16 protein-coding genes and 1 pseudogene are annotated in these 17043 nt (G+C 65.9%); 13 read left to right on the top strand and 4 right to left on the bottom strand.

Features of this window, described 5'->3' with window-relative positions; genetic code table 11:
- Window positions 1–27: 27 nt before the first annotated feature.
- From ACL9RL_RS18780 to ACL9RL_RS18730, 11 genes are all read left to right on the top strand, one after another.
- A complete protein-coding gene (locus ACL9RL_RS18780; protein WP_422781817.1) occupies window positions 28–675 on the top strand; it encodes a response regulator transcription factor in 648 nt (215 codons plus the stop codon).
- Window positions 659–1813, top strand: a complete 1155-nt coding sequence (locus ACL9RL_RS18775; protein WP_422781816.1) for a sensor histidine kinase — start codon at window positions 659–661, stop codon at window positions 1811–1813. Before ACL9RL_RS18780 ends, ACL9RL_RS18775 begins: the two co-directional genes overlap by 17 nt.
- Window positions 1801–2805, top strand: a complete 1005-nt coding sequence (locus tag ACL9RL_RS18770; protein ID WP_422781815.1) for a hypothetical protein — start codon at window positions 1801–1803, stop codon at window positions 2803–2805. Before ACL9RL_RS18775 ends, ACL9RL_RS18770 begins: the two co-directional genes overlap by 13 nt.
- Before the next feature lie 118 nt (window positions 2806–2923).
- Complete coding sequence (locus ACL9RL_RS18765) at window positions 2924–4042, top strand: hypothetical protein (RefSeq protein WP_422781814.1); 1119 nt, start codon at window positions 2924–2926, stop codon at window positions 4040–4042.
- 16 nt (window positions 4043–4058) lie between these two features.
- A complete protein-coding gene (locus tag ACL9RL_RS18760) occupies window positions 4059–5450 on the top strand; it encodes a threonine/serine ThrE exporter family protein (protein WP_422781813.1) in 1392 nt (463 codons plus the stop codon).
- 211 nt (window positions 5451–5661) lie between these two features.
- Entirely contained in the window at window positions 5662–7359 is a 1698-nt protein-coding gene (locus tag ACL9RL_RS18755; RefSeq protein ID WP_422781812.1) for a leucyl aminopeptidase family protein, read from the top strand.
- Complete coding sequence (locus ACL9RL_RS18750) at window positions 7320–7766, top strand: hypothetical protein (protein ID WP_422781811.1); 447 nt, start codon at window positions 7320–7322, stop codon at window positions 7764–7766. The genes ACL9RL_RS18755 and ACL9RL_RS18750 overlap by 40 nt, the downstream gene beginning before the upstream one ends.
- A 158-nt stretch (window positions 7767–7924) precedes the next feature.
- Window positions 7925–9637 carry an ATP-dependent DNA helicase gene (locus ACL9RL_RS18745; RefSeq protein ID WP_422781810.1) on the top strand — a complete coding sequence of 571 codons (1713 nt, stop codon included), beginning with the start codon at window positions 7925–7927 and terminating at the stop codon, window positions 9635–9637.
- Window positions 9638–9757: 120 nt separating this feature from the next.
- Window positions 9758–10240 carry a hypothetical protein gene (locus ACL9RL_RS18740; protein WP_422781809.1) on the top strand — a complete coding sequence of 161 codons (483 nt, stop codon included), beginning with the start codon at window positions 9758–9760 and terminating at the stop codon, window positions 10238–10240.
- A 280-nt stretch (window positions 10241–10520) separates the two neighbouring features.
- The gene (locus ACL9RL_RS18735; protein WP_422781808.1) at window positions 10521–10838 is read left to right on the top strand and encodes a PadR family transcriptional regulator; all 318 of its coding nucleotides are present in this window, start codon (window positions 10521–10523) and stop codon (window positions 10836–10838) included.
- Between the two features lie 2 nt (window positions 10839–10840).
- On the top strand, window positions 10841–11353 hold the full coding sequence (locus ACL9RL_RS18730; RefSeq protein ID WP_422781807.1) for a PspC domain-containing protein: 513 nt from the start codon (window positions 10841–10843) through the stop codon (window positions 11351–11353).
- A 663-nt stretch (window positions 11354–12016) separates the two neighbouring features.
- Here the strand turns inward: ACL9RL_RS18730 and ACL9RL_RS18725 are convergent.
- Complete coding sequence (locus ACL9RL_RS18725) at window positions 12017–13168, bottom strand: AAA family ATPase (RefSeq protein WP_422781806.1); 1152 nt, start codon at window positions 13166–13168, stop codon at window positions 12017–12019.
- A gap of 372 nt (window positions 13169–13540) precedes the next feature.
- Window positions 13541–13798, bottom strand: coding sequence for a hypothetical protein (locus tag ACL9RL_RS18720; protein WP_422781805.1), 258 nt, complete (start codon window positions 13796–13798; stop codon window positions 13541–13543).
- 274 nt (window positions 13799–14072) lie between these two features.
- On the opposite strand from ACL9RL_RS18720, the gene ACL9RL_RS18715 reads away from it, so the two are divergent.
- Both ACL9RL_RS18715 and ACL9RL_RS18710 read left to right on the top strand, forming a co-directional pair.
- Window positions 14073–14276 (top strand): hypothetical protein, encoded by a 204-nt coding sequence (locus tag ACL9RL_RS18715; protein WP_422781804.1) that lies wholly within the window; start codon window positions 14073–14075, stop codon window positions 14274–14276.
- On the top strand, window positions 14258–14911 hold the full coding sequence (locus ACL9RL_RS18710; protein ID WP_422781864.1) for an SDR family oxidoreductase: 654 nt from the start codon (window positions 14258–14260) through the stop codon (window positions 14909–14911). The genes ACL9RL_RS18715 and ACL9RL_RS18710 overlap by 19 nt, the downstream gene beginning before the upstream one ends.
- Window positions 14912–14926: 15 nt before the next feature.
- Here ACL9RL_RS18710 and ACL9RL_RS18705 read toward each other — a convergent pair.
- Window positions 14927–16104, bottom strand: a pseudogene (locus ACL9RL_RS18705) (alcohol dehydrogenase catalytic domain-containing protein).
- 56 nt (window positions 16105–16160) lie between these two features.
- Entirely contained in the window at window positions 16161–16616 is a 456-nt protein-coding gene (locus tag ACL9RL_RS18700) for an SRPBCC family protein (protein WP_422781803.1), read from the bottom strand.
- Window positions 16617–17043: the final 427 nt, after the last annotated feature.

The following is a 17043-nucleotide window of genomic DNA, read 5'->3' as shown; positions in this document are numbered from 1 at the left end:
TGCGAACGGGAAGGACGAAGGAGGGCAGTGAAAGCGCTGATCGGGATTATCGATGACCACCCTGCGGTGATGCTCGGCGTCGCCTCGATACTGAACGCCCAGGCAGATCTCATGGTCACGGCGACCGCGAGTACCCCGGCCGAATTGCTCGGACTCGGGCAGCGATTTGACGGCGTCTTACTCGATCTGACGTTGGCTGACGGTTCGAGCCCGTCGGCGAACCTCGCAGCCCTCGCCCTGCAGGACGTCCCCGTACTCGTCTACACCTCTGGCGATCGGCCTGCGCTCATTCGCGAAGCCGCTCGCGCCGGCGCTGCTGGGATGGTTCGCAAGTCCGAAGTGCCGAGCGCGATCGTCGAGGCCGTTCGTGCGATGGTGAGTGGCGAAGTGCCGGCTTCGGCCGACTGGGCTGCGGCCATCGACTTCGATCCGGAATTCGTCGATGCGTACCTCTCGCCGCGGGAGGCTGAGGTGTTGGGGCACTACGCGTCAGGCGAGACGGCCGAACGTGTCGCGACCCTGCTGTTCATCTCTAGGGAAACCGTGCTCGACCACATTCGTCGCATCCGCGCCAAGTACGCAAGCGTCAACCGCTCCGCGCCGACGAAGATCGACCTCCACCGACGCGCGGTCGAGGACGGGCTTATCTCAGCAGACGATGACTCCGACGTCTGAAAGACAGAGCCGATCGACGATCGACCGTCGGCTGGGGTGGCTGATCGCCCTCGGCGGCTGCATCGTCATCCTCGATCAGACCATCTTCACGCTGTCGAGCCTCGATGAGTGGTCGACCTGGTGGAACGGTGGATCGTTAGCCGTCGTCCTCGCCATCATCGTGCTCGCGGTGGGCGGACAGGTACTCCCGCAGCGGGTGCTCACGACGATGTGGTGGGCACTCCCGATCGCCTACATGGCGCTGCAGGCGACCTGGTTGTTCGGTTACCGCGGGGCCCATCCGGACACCGCTACCCCCTGGCTGTGGACGGTCGAACCGGCCATCGTCACCATGCTCCTGCTCATGCTGCGGCCGGCAGTCGCCGTGGTTACCTCGATGGCGATCTCGTTCACCCCCGCCGTGTCGAGCCTGCTCGCCATCGACATGGTCCCGCCCGGAATCGCGCGCGATACGCCGGACCAGCTCGGCAACGTCGTCTACCTCGTGATCTTCATCGGCGTCCGCCTCCAGCTCCAGCGGCTGCACACCCTCGAATCGGAAGCCCATCGTCAGGCGCGCAGACAGGTGAAAGCTGCGGTGCTCGCCGAACAGCAGACACGGGTGTCTCGAATCGTCCACGACGAGGTACTGTCGGTGCTGTCGACCGCGATGCAGTCGGACGGTACTCCTTCCACGGTGCTCAGGGCGGCAGCGGCTCGGGCGATGACCGTGCTTGACGAGTCCGCCGGGGAGCACGCGGTCGGTGGCGATCTGATCCCCGTAAGCGACGCGGTCGCACTGATGGTGGGGAATCTGGAGATGCTCGGCGACGGATGCGCGGTGGAGACCCGGGTCACCGATGGCGTTATTCGTCGTCAGGTCGCCGATGCGATATCGCTTGCGGCAGCAGAAGCGATGCGCAACAGTGTGCGGCACGCCGGTGATCTGGCGTCCAGGTTGATAGAGGTCAGCGCATCTCCAGAACGTCTGCAGGTCCTAATCATAGATGACGGTGTGGGTTTCGTGCCGGATGAGGCCCGTTCCGGCATGGGCATCCCCGAGAGCATCGAACGCAGGATGGCGGATTGCGGCGGATCCGCCTCGATCCGGTCCCGTCCCGGTCAGGGAACGGCGGTGACGCTCGTATGGCCGATGTAGTCTCCGAAGCGACCCGCGCAGGCGGTCTCGGCGCGAAACAGGCGCGCTGGGTGTTCGTGCTCGTGTGGGCGACCGGTGTTTGGGTCGGTGCGCTCGAGGGATATTTGTCTCCGCTCGACCCCCTCAACGCGTCGGCATATCTGGCCGGTCTCATCGGGGCGGTGCTCCTGACGACCCCCGGCTCCCATCGGCTCCCTCGACGTGTCGTGTTCTGGCTGCCGGTCCTTGCGACCTATCTCACGGTCATCAGCCTGTACCGGGCGTCAGCGGTCATGAATGTCTGGACGTTGGACTTCGCCGCCTACCTCGTCGCCTTCCTCATCCCGCGCGGCAATCCGGTGGCCGGCAGCATCGGCGGTGGGCTCGTCATCGGATACGCGCTCGTCTGGGGGCTCGATCAGGATCCGTCCGGCGCCGGGCTCGTATTCTTGATCGGCATCCCGATCGGATGCATGGTCGCGGGGATCGTGTGGCGGGTCGTCCTTCGGTGGATCGTCAACAAGGAGCGCGCCCACCGCTCCGCCGCAGCACAAGCCACGGAGCGCGCAGCGGCGTCCGACGAAGCCGTCGCGCTGTTGCAACGAGAACTCGCGGACATCCGCAACACGGTCGCAGACTTGCTCACGGGCATCGCTCGCGGCGAGTCGATCGACCATGAGATGCGCACGCGTCTCACCCTGGCCGAAGCATCTATCCGGGACCGCATCCGCGCACCGCACCTGCAACACCCGTTGCTGGTCGCAGAACTGTCACGGCTGCGCAGCCGCGGGGTTGCCGTCGTCGTTCTGGGCGAGCCGATCCACGGCGTGCTCATCGATACCTCGCTCGCGGAGCGCATCGCCGACCAGGTCTCGTCCGTCGTCGATGGGCGTGTCACCGTGCGCAGCCTGCCGCCCGGTCGAGCAGCGGCGGTGAGCATCGTCGTCCAAAGGGCGGAGCGGACGGAGCAGGTTCTGATGACCTCGGACGGACGCGTGCTCTCCAGAACATGAGCGCGACAACAGCAGCGGCAGCTGCGAGCGGACGGCTGCGAAACCCCCGTTTGTTGGGGCATCCGTCGCAGCGCCGTCTCTCTAACGTCGGTCGGGTATACCGAGATCAAGGAGACCCATGCACATCGACATGCCCACACGCAGCGACGTCGAACGCTTGGCCGCCGGCCGCGACCCATTGAGCATCACCGTGTACCTCCCGACGAGCCCAGTTCCCGCGCACGACGAGGAGAACCGGTTGCGTGCCAGGGCCCTGTTCGACCAGGCGATCGCCAGGGTGCGTGACCTGGCCGATAAACGGGTCGCATTCGCGATCGAAGACGAGCTCTACGCACTGCTCGACGACTCGGCATACTGGACGGACCTCGGCCGGAGCCTCGCCGTCTTCATCACCCCGGCGGGCATCACCGAATACCGACTCGCGAACGAGCTCACCGAGTATGTCTCGGTCTCGGACCGGTTCGCGATCACCCCACTGCTTCGCGCAGTCACCTTTCCCCACGCCGCATTCGTCCTCGCTCTCTCGCAGAACGGCGCACGCCTCGTGAAAGTGAGCGGCGACTCCGCCCCGCAGCACGTAGATGTGTCAGCCCTGCCGCAGAACGCAGAGAGCGCGGTGGGGGTCCGGTCGATCGGCGGACGCTCCGCGTACGGTCGCTTCCAGGGCGATGAGGGGCGCAAGGTCAGGCTGACGCAGTACGCACGCGCTGTGGACCACGCGCTGCGCCCGCTACTGAACGGACGGCCTCTCCCGCTCATCCTCGCGGCCACCGAACCCCTGTCATCAATCTTCCGCGGACTCTCCGGATATACCGGACTCGTGGCCGAGGGCATCGCCGGGAACCCCGACGAGGCGAGCGATACCCAACTCGCCGAAGCCTCACGACCGATCCTGGACACGATTTATCAGACCGAGCTGCAGGAGCTCGCCGAAGTGTTCGCCGAGCGTCGGGGGGACGGGCGTGCTGCAACGGACCTGAGCGACCTCGCCCGTGCGGCCACGTTCGGGGCGATCGCCACGCTCGCGGTCGACATGGACGCCATCGTCGGCGGATTCGTGGACGATGACGGAGCCCTGATCCTCGAGAAAGCTGACGCCGAGACCGTCGCGGGGCACGACGCCATCGAGGAGATCGCGCGTCGCGCGCTCGCAACCGGAGCACGAGTCCTCGCCGTCCGCACCGCCGACCTCCCAGAGGGCGTCCAGGCAGCCGGCATCCTGCGGTACGCCGTCTAGCCAGAATCGGCCTGCAGTGATCGCACTCGACGAGGTGCCCCCCGCGGTCACCGTGACTCCCGTACCACTCACATCGTGGGTCATCGCCGCAGTGGTGCTCCTCGTCGGGATCTTGATCGTCCTGAAGGTTCGCCGCAGTGAGCGAACTCAACTCGCCCAGCTCCCCCGCGCCGCCGCGGCACCGTCCTCACCGGCCGCGGTGAACTTCGCCGCCCTCGAGACCGTCGGCGAGTCGATGATCGACGCCGGGTACACCGTGATGACGGTGCACTCGGCGCTCGAGGACATCGCTAGGGTCAACGGCTATCCGCGGAGCGAGATCGTCGTCATGCCCACCGCACTGTTCGTCTCGGCCCGATCGATGGGCGAGGTGCGCACGGGAGTCGTCTCCAGCGGCCACACACCGTTACTGTTCCATCAGCTTGACGACCTCGATCGCGTGGTCGTCCAGGCGAGGACGGGGGAACTCGACGCTGCGCGTGCGCATGTGCTCATCCGCCTGATGCGCACATCGCCACCGCCGTACCCGGCGTGGGTGCAGGGCGTCGCGTACGTGCTCCTGTGTGCTGCCCTCGCCGTCCTGCTGGGCAGCTCGTGGGCCGGCCTTGCGGTCGCGTCGGCCCTCGGAGTAGTGGTCGGGGCCGCTCTGCTCGTGATGCACAGTCTTCCGCACATTTATGAACCGATCCTCACCGTCGCGCTCTCGTTCCTCTGCGCCGTCGTCGTGTTCCTCCTGACCCGCTCCGGGCTAGACCCAGGGGTGCTGCCGTCGCTCGTCGCCCCGATCGTGGTGCTGCTGCCGGGTGGGCTGCTCACCACAGGGGTGATCGAGCTGGCGACGGGGCACATGATGTCGGGCACTGGTCGTATCGCTGCCGGATTTATGCAGCTCGTCCTGCTCGCCGTCGGCATCGTCGCAGGGGCTGCGCTCGTCGGTGTCCCACGCATCGACCTCATCGAGGCCTACCAGCCGCTCGGACCGATCGCACCCTGGATCGCGGTCGCCGTGTTCGGGGCGGCCGTGGTGATCAACCGTGGCGGCCGTGTGCGCTCGATCGGCTGGATCATCCTGGTGTTGTACATCGCGTACGCGGCCCAGGTTCTCGGAAACGTCTTCTTCGGCGGGGTGCTGTCGGCGTTCATTGGCGCGTTCGCGATGACCCCGGTCGCTCGATTCGTCTCGAGCCTGCCCTCGGGTCCGGCCGCTCCCGTCACCTTCCTTCCGGGGTTCTGGATGCTCGTCCCTGGATCGCTCGGATTGGTCGGCGTGACGACGCTCCTCGATGGCGGCAGCAGCGGGGCGCCGACCGTGGTCACGACAGTGGCGACGATGGTCGCGATAGCGCTGGGAGTGCTGTCCGGCTCTGCTCTCACAGGCGGGGCCCGGTCGGCCCGCTCGCTCATCTGAGATGAGGATGTGACGACCCAAGCCACATCCAGCCAGAATCCCCATATATGGGGATAAAGGTTTCCGACGCGCACCGATATGCTGTCGGCCACGCCCGATGGCGCCACGGCACCGAACATGAGAGTTCTGGTCGTCCAGAACGGAATGAGCTGACATGTCTCCCACAGGTGACACAACTCCGCGAACGCCGGCTGATGGACGGAACGGGGCGGTGAGCACCGCGGCGATCGCCCCGTTGCTGTATGGACGGATCGACCTCAGCGTCGTGCCGCACGGCACCACCGTCGATGCCGACTACATCGCCGTCCACGTCTCGGTCGACGGCGAAGGCACCCGAGGCCTCGACATCGATCTCGACTCTCTCGAGAAAGCCGGATTCACATCCGTGGTGGGGCGGGCGATCGCATTCCCCTCGTCGAAGCCGCCGGTACGCGTCGCTGTCGGTATCGGCGCGGTGGGTGCGCTCAGCACGGCATCGATTCGGGACGCCGCGGCAGCATTCGCGCGAGCCGTCCCGAACGACGCTCGGCTCGCTTCGCACGTCCCAGCCACTGCAGAGGTGAGCGCGGAAGCCGCGGCAGCCGCCATCGTGGAGGGGATTCTCCTCGCCCGCTACGCATACTCGCTGCGGAGCGAGCTGAGGGGCCCCGTCGCCATCGCATCAATCGTCCTCATCTCACCGGAGAGCCAGGAAGACGCGGTCGCCTCTGGGGCGGCAACAGGACTCGCGACGGCGCGGGCCGCAGCGTTCGGACGCGACCTCGCAGCGAGTCCGGCCGGGCTCCTCACAGCGACGCGTCTGGGCGAGCTGGCGCTCGAGATCGGCGCAGAGACGGGCCTTGAGGTCGATGTCTTCGAGAAAGCTGCGGTCACCGAGTTGGGACTCGGTGGACTCCTCGGGGTCAACAGAGGCTCCACCGAAGAGCCGCGGATGATCGTGCTGAGGGATGTTCCGGCCGGCACTCCGACCGGTCATCTCGCCCTTGTCGGCAGGGGCATCATGTACGACTCCGGCGGTATCAGCATGAAACCGGGTGACCTGGCGCATTCGGAGATGAAGAACGACATGACCGGCGCGGGCGACGTCCTTGCGGCGATGTCGGTGCTCGCAGAGCTCGGGATGACCACCGCCGTCACCGGGTACCTCATGTGTACCGACGACGTGCCCTCCGGCTCAGCGCTGCAGCTCGGTGACGGCCTGGTCACACGCGGCGGCAAGACCGTTGGAGTGCTGAACACCGATGCCGAAGGCCGGCTCGTCATGTCCGACGCGCTCGTCCTCGCCGTTGAAGAGGGCGTCGACGCCATCGTCGAGATCGCGACGCTGACCGGTCAGGCGCTCCGAACCCTCGGCGAAGACGTCGCGGCGCTGATGGCGAACTCTGACGACTTGGCCGCGCAGGTGTCCGCAGCGGCCGAACACGTGGACGAGCCCGTGTGGCGGCTGCCGCTCGTGCGCAGCTACCGGACTGAACTCGATTCAGACATCGCAGACATCAAGAATCTCGGCGGCCCAAATGCGGGCTCGATCACCGCAGGCCTCTTCCTTGAGGAATTCGTCGCAGGCACCCCTGGGCCCACATCGGCATCGCGGGCACGGCGCAGTCCTCCACGGCCAGTCGCTGGATCAACCGCGGTCCGACTGGATTCGGTGTTCGGCTGCTCATTCAGCTCGCCCTCACGTTCCGACGCCCAAGCGCCCGCTGACGCCGTTCACCGTCTGCTCCCACCTGACCCCGAACCGCCGAGGACCCGATGCCGAACACCGACCATGCCGTTTCGCTCGTATTGGAAGCCGTGGAGGAGCTCTTCACCTCCCGGACGCCCGACCCCCTTCGTGGCCGCTTCGACGGGCGGTCCGGGGTCGAGGTGCTCCTCGACAAGGTGGACCCGGCGCCGTTGCCCCTAATCATCGACATCACCATCACAGAAGCGACCGATGCCGGGTGCACCGATGCCCAGGTCTCGCGCGCCTTGAGCGGATATGCCGCAGAGCGGATCGCGCGCGTGGAGACCGAGAAGGCGCGAATCCGGCGCCTCGGACTCAAAGAGCTGACGTTCGGGCTGTGTTTCCTGGCGCTGTGTCTGGCGAGTGCCAGCACGCTCGCCGCCTTCGAAATTGGCCCGGGGTGGTTCCGTGATGTCATCGTGGAGGGTCTGGTCATCGTCGGGTGGATCGCGCTGTGGCACCCGGTGGACATGTTGTTCTTCGAGCGCCTTCCGCTCATCAGAAAGCAAAGAGTACTCAACCGGGTCCGACGTGCGGAGGTCACCCTCCGTTGGAATCGCAGCTCGGTCGAGTCCGTCGATGACTGATTTGGTCGGTGGCCTCGCTCGCGAGAGATTGATCAGGAAACGTCCTGACCGTTAGCGATCTGCTCGGCGCGGACGCCTTCTCAGTAGGCGAACTGATCGACGAGCTCCGCCCGGCGCGGCACGCCGGATACGATCCCGCACGCCTCGAACGCCGGGCGGTGCAATCGGTGCTGTCGGTGGATGACTTGTCCGTGCAGGAGGTTGCATCGCGTGCGTTGGATCGGAGCGCGGCGAGTGCGTCGGCGTGGACGCGGCACACTGTCCAGGAGCATGTCACCCGCATCACGACCGAGGCAGGCGTACGAGCGACGCCCGACGAGCTGCGTGAGTTCGTCGCGGTGGCGACCGGGCTTGCCGTCTCGGATTGCTTCTCCGTGCTGCCGCCGGGCGCTGCGACGCCGGAGCAAGTCGCGCACCTGACCAGCCTGAGCGTGGTTGCCGCCGAGGCCGCGCTGCGTGACCAGCTCGCCGCCGCGACACCGCAGCGAGAGCCAGAGCACCCCGACGTGACCGAAGCCGCGCGCACCGCTGGACTCGATGAAGGCCAGACCTTCGCGGCCGCTGCGGTCGCGTCGGCCGATCCGATGGTGATCGTGGAGGGCGTAGCGGGGAGCGGGAAGACCACGATGCTCCGCACTGCCATCGAGGTCGCGGCCGAGCATGGCACAGCGGCGCCGGTCGTCGCGCCGACATTGCGGGCCGCTCAGGTCGCACACGAAGAATTCGGCGTGCCCGCAACCAGTGTTGCGGCGCTCGTGCACGCGCACGGGTGGCGGTGGAGTCGCGATGGCCTATGGACGCGCCTGAGCCCTGGCGATACCGACCCCGAGAGCGGGAACACCTACACTGGCCCGCCCGAAGACGCGCGTCTCACCCGGGGCATGCGCGTGATCGTGGACGAGGCCGGGATGGTTGACCAGTACACCGCCCACGCACTCCTCACCGTGACCGCCGAGGCGGGGGCGACAATCGCGTTCGTCGGTGACCGCGCACAGCTCCCCGCCCTTGGTCGTGGCGGGGTGCTCGACATGGCCGCGCAGATCAGGGGCCGCACCTATGACATGACCGAACTGCACCGCTTCAGCGATGCTGAGTACGCGGCTCTTACGCTGCGGATGCGCGACCGGGAGGGCACCGGGGAGGTCTTTGACCGGCTCGGCGCGCTGGAGCTCGTCACCTTGCACGCCGACGATGAGCAGGTTCACGACTACGTCGCTGCACATCGGCGCAATGGTGAGGCGATCACGGTGGCGACCAATGACGAGGTGGCGGCATTGAACGAGCGCATCCGCACCGGGCGCGTCCAGCGCGGTGAGGTCGATGACACGGTGACGGCGACCGGCAGCGACGGCCTGCCCATCGGGGCCGGTGACTTGATCCAGACCCGCAGGAACGACACCACGCTCGGGGTCGCGAACCGGCAGCAGTGGGTCGTCCAGCACATCGCCGACGCGGGCACCGTCTACGCCAGTAAGGTCGGTAGCGGCCGCAAGAACTCCCGTACCGTCGCCCTGCCCGCCGAGTACGTGGCAGAGCATGCGCACCTGTCGTACGCGGCGACCGCGTACGGCGACCCGGGCGCAACGGTCACCGCCTCCCACACGATCGTGTCGGAAGCGACGACCGCGGCGGGGGTCTATGTCGGGATGACTCGGGGCCGGGAGGCCAACCGGCTGCATGTCGTCGCAGGGAGCGTGGCGGATGCGCGAGCACAGTTCATCGACGCGATGGAACGTGACCCCGCTGATCGGGGCCTCGACCACGCCACCGTCCAGGCCGTCGAAGCCGTGCGCGACCTCGTCAGCGACGGCCCGGTAAAGCTTGTCAACGACGAACTCGCCCGCCTCGACCACGAAGCCGACCGCGCCTAGCGGCAGGCCGAACGGTGGGAGCAGATCGCCGTACGTCTCGATGCGCAGCGTGCCGAGCACCGGGCCGAGGACGATGAGACCGCGAGCGTGCTCCGCAGGGCGAAGGATGAAGCAGGCCGGGTGCGCGCCGAGGTCGCGGGGCCGCTCGCCGTCGAGGCCGAGAGCGACGGAGCGGCCTACCTCGCGACCATGCAGACCGAGGTGGCGGCAAGTGCTCGGCTCGCTACCACCGGACGGTTCGGCAGGCGCAAAGCCCGCGCTGAACACCACGCCGCGACCGAACAGGCTGGCGCGGCTCGGGCGAGCGTGCGCGCAACATGGGATGAACCGCCCCGCACCCCTGAATCGCTATACGCATGGGCGGGGCAGGCCGCGGCACGACGAGCCGAGAACGACCCTCGCGTGGCCGAGGCCCACCACGCCGTCGAAACCGTGCACGCTCGACACAAGGCGACGCAGCGGCGGCACAAGCAGGAACGCCTGGCATTGCTTGTCAGCGAGCTTGGAGCCGATGAAGCCCGTCGCGACCAGTTCGGGATGCGCACCGTCAACCCGCACCGCAACGCCCACGACGCCCGCGAGAGCAGCTCTGGCTCGTGCTGAGGCCGACGAACTCCGCGGCCTCGTTGTCAACGACGCCACACGGCGCATCGAGGCCAAGCACGCCGAGCAGGAACAGACACGACAGCGGGCACCGCAGTTCGATCCGCTCGACCGCGGTCCGCGCCGCCATGATCTGGGCCGCGACGGGCCAGCACGCAGCCCGTGACACGCCCATCTACGCCCTCGTAGCTTGCGTCCATTCCGAAGAACTAGGGAGTAGAGCGAGGGCGCCTTTTGTAAAGTTTGCCCAGTAGGTACCGTGTTCTGTTACGGTAGTGGCATGGAGTCAAAGTTTGCCGCACTGCGTCGAGGGATGCTGGAGCCCGTGGTGCTGGCTGCGCTGGATGGCGAGAGCCGCTACGCGGGAGAGATCGCGCAGATTCTTCGCGAGGCCGAGTTCCCGGTGCAGGACGGCACCCTGCATCCGCTGCTCAACCGGCTCCGACGGGAGGGGCTCCTCACATATGAATGGCGAGAGTCACCGAGTGGGCCGCCACGGAAGTACCTCGCCCTCTCCGAGCAAGGCCGGACACAGCTCTCCCAGTTTCGTGACTACTTCCGCCACCTCTCCACCTTGATCGAATCGAACGGACTCTGACTATGGAACACATCACCCTCAGCGGCCACTCCGGTGCATTTCGCATGACGGCCGAAGCGAAACTCCTCCTCGTCGCATACCTGAGTGACGCGCGCTCGGCTGTTGAGCAGAGTCCCGACGGTGATGAGACCGTACGGGACATCGAAACGAGCATCGGTGACCGGCTTCGCGACATTCTCGACGGCGACGCCTCGATCATCGACGAGACCGTCATCACCCGCATCATCGCGGACGCTGGCCCGGTGCAGGGGGAAAGCTCTCCCGACAGCGGTCGCGTGCCCTGGCTGTGCCGCGTTGAGCAGGGCAAGTGGTTCGGCGGGCTGTGTCTCGGGCTCGCCACCCGCTCCAGCCTCCGCACCGACTGGGTGCGTACCATTGCGATCCTCTTCCTGTTCCTCACCGGCGGCCTACTGGGCATCGCGTACCTGATCGCTCTGATCTTCGTCCCGCGGATGGAGACCGTCGAGCAATACAAGGCCGCAATCGCTTGGAGCAAGCAAGCCGTTCGGAGCTGAGAAGGGCCGCCGCGAAAAGTGCAAATGAAAGCGCTACGCAACGTGTAGGTCGGGGTATCGCGGTGAAGTTACCCACAGGTCGAGGGCCGCAGATCGTTGATCTTATGCGGCGGAACGCACCTCGCTGATTCGCGGCACGAGGGGGTCGAGGTCAGTTCGACCCCCACGCCGTTCGGATCAGGATCATCAAGGGCGTCAGCCCCGCCAGAGTCTCATACGCCAGTACACTAAAAACGCGCACGAGCACGTTCACAGGTGAGTGCGTTTGGGGCACCTCGGCTTGTCGACGTACTGGCACTGAGTGGTCCGATCCCGGTGCTCATCGCTGCAGCCTGGCGCGCGTTAATCACATTCGCTGCCTGGCCGCCAGCTTTCCTGGCTGCTGCCCTGTTTGATGCTCGTCGGGCGCCTTCTGACAACACGTGATCCCGATAGTCGTCGCTGGCATGCCCCGTGACGCTTCGGGGCAAGACTCAGTCACGCAAACGGGGCGGCTCGGAAGCCGCCCCGCCTGTGGATAACTCGCCCTGGAAAAGCGCGGATAACCATGATTATGTCAAGTGATTAGGTGGTCGATAGACATCTGACTCCCCCGGGAACGCGGATGCAGCTAGATCGGAGCATTCGGCCGGCCTGCCCGAATCGAGTGACACCGAAGAGCATCTACTCTTCGATTTCGCGGATGAATGCGGAGAATCCAGGCACCGTGAACGCGAGGTATCCTCGCTCGGGCGACTGAATAAACCCCTTGTCGATCAGGCGCCCCCGAGGAACCGACAGGCTCACAGCGGTGACCCCCATCTGTTCTGCGACAGCAGAGCGCTTGATCTTCCCCTCGCCCAGTTGCGCCATCGCTGTCATGAGCTGGCGTTCTTGCGGTGTCGCGTTGGCCCAACGCGCACGGAAGAGCGCGTGGAGGTCAGCCTGCATCGCTACGCGGCCATGCTGCACGTGTTCACGATTGACCACACCTCCCGGGTCAGGTCGGCCGGCGGCTGACCAGGAAGCGTCTGCGATCAATTGCACTGAGTACGGGTACCCGCGGGCCACTTCGACGGCATCGTCAAGCGCGTCGTCATTCCATCGCACACCCAGTGCGCGCGAGGGCGCGCTGATCGCGATCGCTTCGGCGTCCGCGGTTAGGAGCCCAAGTGGCCTGAACGCGAGCCGCTCGGTGAACGTGACAACGGACGATATTTTGTCTGCAGCATCCGGTAGCCCTGCTGCGAACACCGCTGCCGGAACATCTGCCCCTTCACTCTGCAGGTGCTGCCAGGCATATGCGAGCGTGCGAAGTCCAGCCGGGTCAGCTGCTTGGATCTCGTCGATGAATATGATCAGGCCTCGGTGCTCATCGGACGTGGCTGTGGCTCTGATAACGTCCTCGAATTCGCGGACACCGACAGGAGTGTCCCCCAAAGGTTGTCGACGAGCGCTTGCATCGACTTTGAGAATTCCTGGCACACCCACGCTGATGGTCAAACCGTCCAGCAGCCCGGTCAGCGCGGACCGAGCTTCAGCCTGCCAGGACTGCGCGGCCGAGCGAATAGCGGACCCGATCTGCGCGACGAGACCAACCTCCTCCCCCGCAGTCACCCAGATTGTGAGGACGCCTCGCTCCTGAGCTCGACGCTGGTACTGACGAAGCAGCGAAGTCTTCCCGAGACCGCGAGGCGCGTAGTCAATCCGGATTCGACCGATCAATCGCTGCAGATCGACGAGATACGACAGTCGCTCTTCGAACTCTCCGAGCTGCAGGTCGCGCCCAGGTACGGAACTCGCGATTTCTCCCGGCGTATATGGACTCGGTTGCATCAGGAATTCCTTATCGATCGTTATCTTGGAGCAACTCTATAACAAACGATATCGGGAGAGGCGTAGTGACTCTTGCCCGACGGAGCGCGGTGAACTCCGCACCGTTAACCTGGCAGCCGGTCGCGCCACCAGGTTGACGATGCGGCGTCAAACGTCGCTGAGGCAATCCCATTGTGCATGGTGCTCGGCCGTCTTAACGACGCGATCCCCGTCGGCACGCCTGCTCCTGTCATCAATTCGCTCTTGAGCGGCCCCGTCGTTTCCACCGCGTGGGCTGGGATCGGATCACCAATATTGGGATCGCCGTCCGGCTCTGCGTCTCCGGGGACTCCCTCGAGGCCACCTGGGTGGAGCGGCAGATTCGCGATCGCATCATCTCCCGCATTCCTGGAGGACGCCATGATCCTGAGTGATCTCCTCCATGCCGAGGTGCTTGATGATGCCAGCCGCGCCGCCGGTCTCGTAATCGATGCGCGGTTCGTCCTCGACGGCCGAGCACGCGGACCGCTCACCAATGCCAGGCTCGTCGGCTTCGTGGTGAGCCCCCACGCCGCGGGCTCCTTCCTCGGTGATGAACGTCACGACGACGAACGCCCCGCCCTCATTGTCCGGCTCCTCCGCTGGCGGCATCGCGGCAGCTTCCTCATGTATTGGGGGACATCGGACGCATCGATGACAGACGGATCACGCTGCGCCCGGGCTACCAGCGCTTCTCACCGACGCTGTTGGAACCGGAGCGCTGAGAGCTGGGCTCACGAGCCGTTCGGCCCGATTCGTGAGACTGAGGAAGTCCACCAGTGAAGACAGGCACGCTGCGCCGGCTCTGCCGTCGAACGCGTCAACCCCTCGCATCTCGTGTGCTTCTCAGTTTACCTGGGTACCCGACACCACATGGAGGATCCCGATGAACATGCCAGCGCAACAGCAGCGACCACCCGGCACAGAAGCTGAACTCACCCCGCACGCGGACCATGGCGAGACCAGCTATCGAGGGTCCGGGAAGCTCGCGGGGAAGGTCGCGATCATCACCGGTGCCGACAGCGGTATCGGCAAAGCCGTCGCGATCGCCTATGCGAGGGAGGCGCCGACATCGTCGTCAGCTATCTGAGCGAGGACGAGGACGCCGCTGACACGGTGTCGTGGATCGAACAGGCCGGACAGCTAGCGCTCAGCATCTCCGGCGATCTGACCGTTCCAGAGCACTGTCGCGACATCGTCCGGCAGACGGTCGCACGATTCGGTCGCGTGGACATCCTTGTCAGCAACGCCGCGTATCAGATGACGCGGGACAGCCTCGATGAGATCCCGGACGAGGAGTGGGACCACACGCTCGCGACCAACCTCAGTGCGTTCTTCCACCTGAGCAAAGCGGCCGTCCCGCACATTCCGGCTGGCGGTTCCATCATCACGACGAGTTCCATACAAGGCGATGCCCCGTCGCCGAAGCTCATGCCCTACGCGATGACGAAGGCAGGGCTCGCGAGCATGACGGCTTCGCTTGCGCAAATGCTCGGCGAATCGGGCATCCGGGTGAACGCCGTCGCCCCGGGACCCATCTGGACGCCGCTCATCCCGTCGACCATGCCGCCGGAAAAGGTGGAAGCGTTCGGGACGGACACGCCGCTGGGGCGTCCGGGGCAACCCGCCGAGGTCGCGCCGGCCTACGTGCTCCTCGCATCGGACGACGCCTCGTACATGTCCGGCGCAGTGATCGCCGTCACCGGTGGGAAACCGATCCTCTGACGACCTGAGAATTTCTCAGGGGTGCAGGACCGCCTTGATGCAGCCGTCTTCTTTCTTCTGGAAGATCTCGTACATGTGCGGTGCGTCATTGAGTGACGCCGGGTGGGTCACCAGGTCGAGGACGCCGAGCGGGTCCGCGTCGTCTTGCACGAGCGGCGTCAGTGTCGGGATCCACGACGCCACATTGCATTGGCCCATGCGCATGGTGATCTGCTTGTCGAAGCAGTGTCAGCATCGGCATGGTGTCTGCCTCTCCCGCATACACGCCGCTGAGTGAGACGACACCTCCGCGGCGAACGAGCGCGATCGCGGTGTGGACTGCCGCGAGCCGGTCGATGCCGACGTGCTCCATCGCTGTGCGGGCGAGCGGATCGGGCAGGACGCCGACGGCGGACTGGGCGAACTTCGCCACCGGGGAACCGTGTGCCTCCATCCCGACCGCGTCGACGACGGCGTTGGGGCCGCGGCCGTCGAACCGGTCTGTCAAACGCGAGACGAGATCGTCATCGAAATCGGCGGTCTCGATGCCGTGCCGGCTCGCGAGCGCACGGCGTTCGGTCACGGGGTCGACGCCGACGACGTCATAGCCGCGGAAGCGGGCGATCCGGGCAGCGAATTGACCGACCGGGCCGAGCCCGAGCACGGTGACGCTGCCGCCGTCCGGCACGTCGGCGAGGTGGACTCCCTGCCAGGCGGTCGGCAGGATGTCGCTGAGGAACAGGAACTGGTCGTCCGGGCCGTCGGGCGGGACCACGATGCAATTCGCGTCAGCACGTTGCACCCGCAGATACTCGGCTTGACCGCCAGGGATCTGCCCGTACAGCTTCGTGTACCCGTAGAGGGCGGCACCACTGCCGTATTCGGTGACCTGGGTCGTTTCGCATTGCGATTGCAGCCCGCGGGTGCACATGAAGCACTCCCCGCACGCGATCGTGAACGGGACGACGACACGATCACCCAACTGCACGCGGGTGACACCTGCGCCCACTTCCTCGACGATGCCCATCGTTTCGTGCCCGAGGATGTCGCCTCGGTCGATGAAGGGTCCGAAGAGTTCGTACAGGTGCAGATCCGAACCGCAGATCGCCGCGGACGTGACACGGATGATCACGTCCGTGGGGGGGAAGAATCGTCGGGTCCGGGACAGTCTCGACCGATACCGATCGTTTTCCCTGCCAGGTGAGTGCGCGCACGATGATCCTTTCGTCGGATGGGCCGGTCACGGTTCGGTGGCCGGCGGGCAGATCGCTCAGGCGGTGACGTCACCGCGCCATGCGCCGTCAGCGCTGTCGCTGGCTTCGATGTACTCCTTGAAGTTCTGCAGGTCTTTACGGATGGCGCGATTGTCCGCGCCGAGCGCGGCACCGAGGTGCTCGAGCACACCCTTGGGCTCCCAGTCGAGCTGCACGGTAACCCGCGTCTGCTGCTCGGCGAGCTTGTGGAACGTGACGACGCCGGCATGGTCGACCTCGCCGCCCGTGCTGTTCCACGCGATGCGCTCATCAGGGTGCTGCTCGGTGATGTCTGCCTCAAAGGTGCGTCGCACGCCCGCGACAGCGACGGTCCATTCGGTGAGGGTGTCGGTCACCTGCGTAATGGCCTCGACCTCATCGAGGAATTCAGGGAACTCCTCGAACTGGGTCCACTGGTCGTAGGCGACGGAGACAGGAACATCGACGTCGATGGTTTCGATGGCGCTGGGCATAACGGGTTCCTTTGCTCGGTGGGATGGGGATGGATGAGCAGTGGTCTGCTCGTGCCCTCATGCAACGCTCCGGTCTGCAGGAACGCGAGGGGTTGACCGTCACGGTTCGGGGTGACACGCGCGAGGCAACCGGCTACACCGCAGCAGGGTGCGCGCGTTGCTCTCGTCGTTCGGGGCTTGAGCTGAGCCCTGTCAACCCGTTCGGATGGGGCGCTCATCGACATAGGCTGCGTGGACATCGAAAGGACACGTCATGCCCTCTGCGCTCGTGCTCAACTGCACGCTCAAGCTGTCTCCCGCGCGGTCGAGTTCTGAACTCCTGGCGGGTGAAGTGCTCGCGGCGCTCAGCAGGCATGGGGTGAGCGGGCAGCAGCTCCGCGTGGTGGACTTCGATGTCCGACCAGGTGTCGAGACCGACATGGGCGAT

This window comes from Plantibacter sp. Mn2098, from assembly GCF_049319745.1.
Classification (GTDB): Bacteria; Actinomycetota; Actinomycetes; order Actinomycetales; family Microbacteriaceae; genus Plantibacter.
The sequence above is the reverse complement of the archived record's forward strand: the minus strand, read 5'-3'. Positions and strand labels throughout refer to the sequence as shown.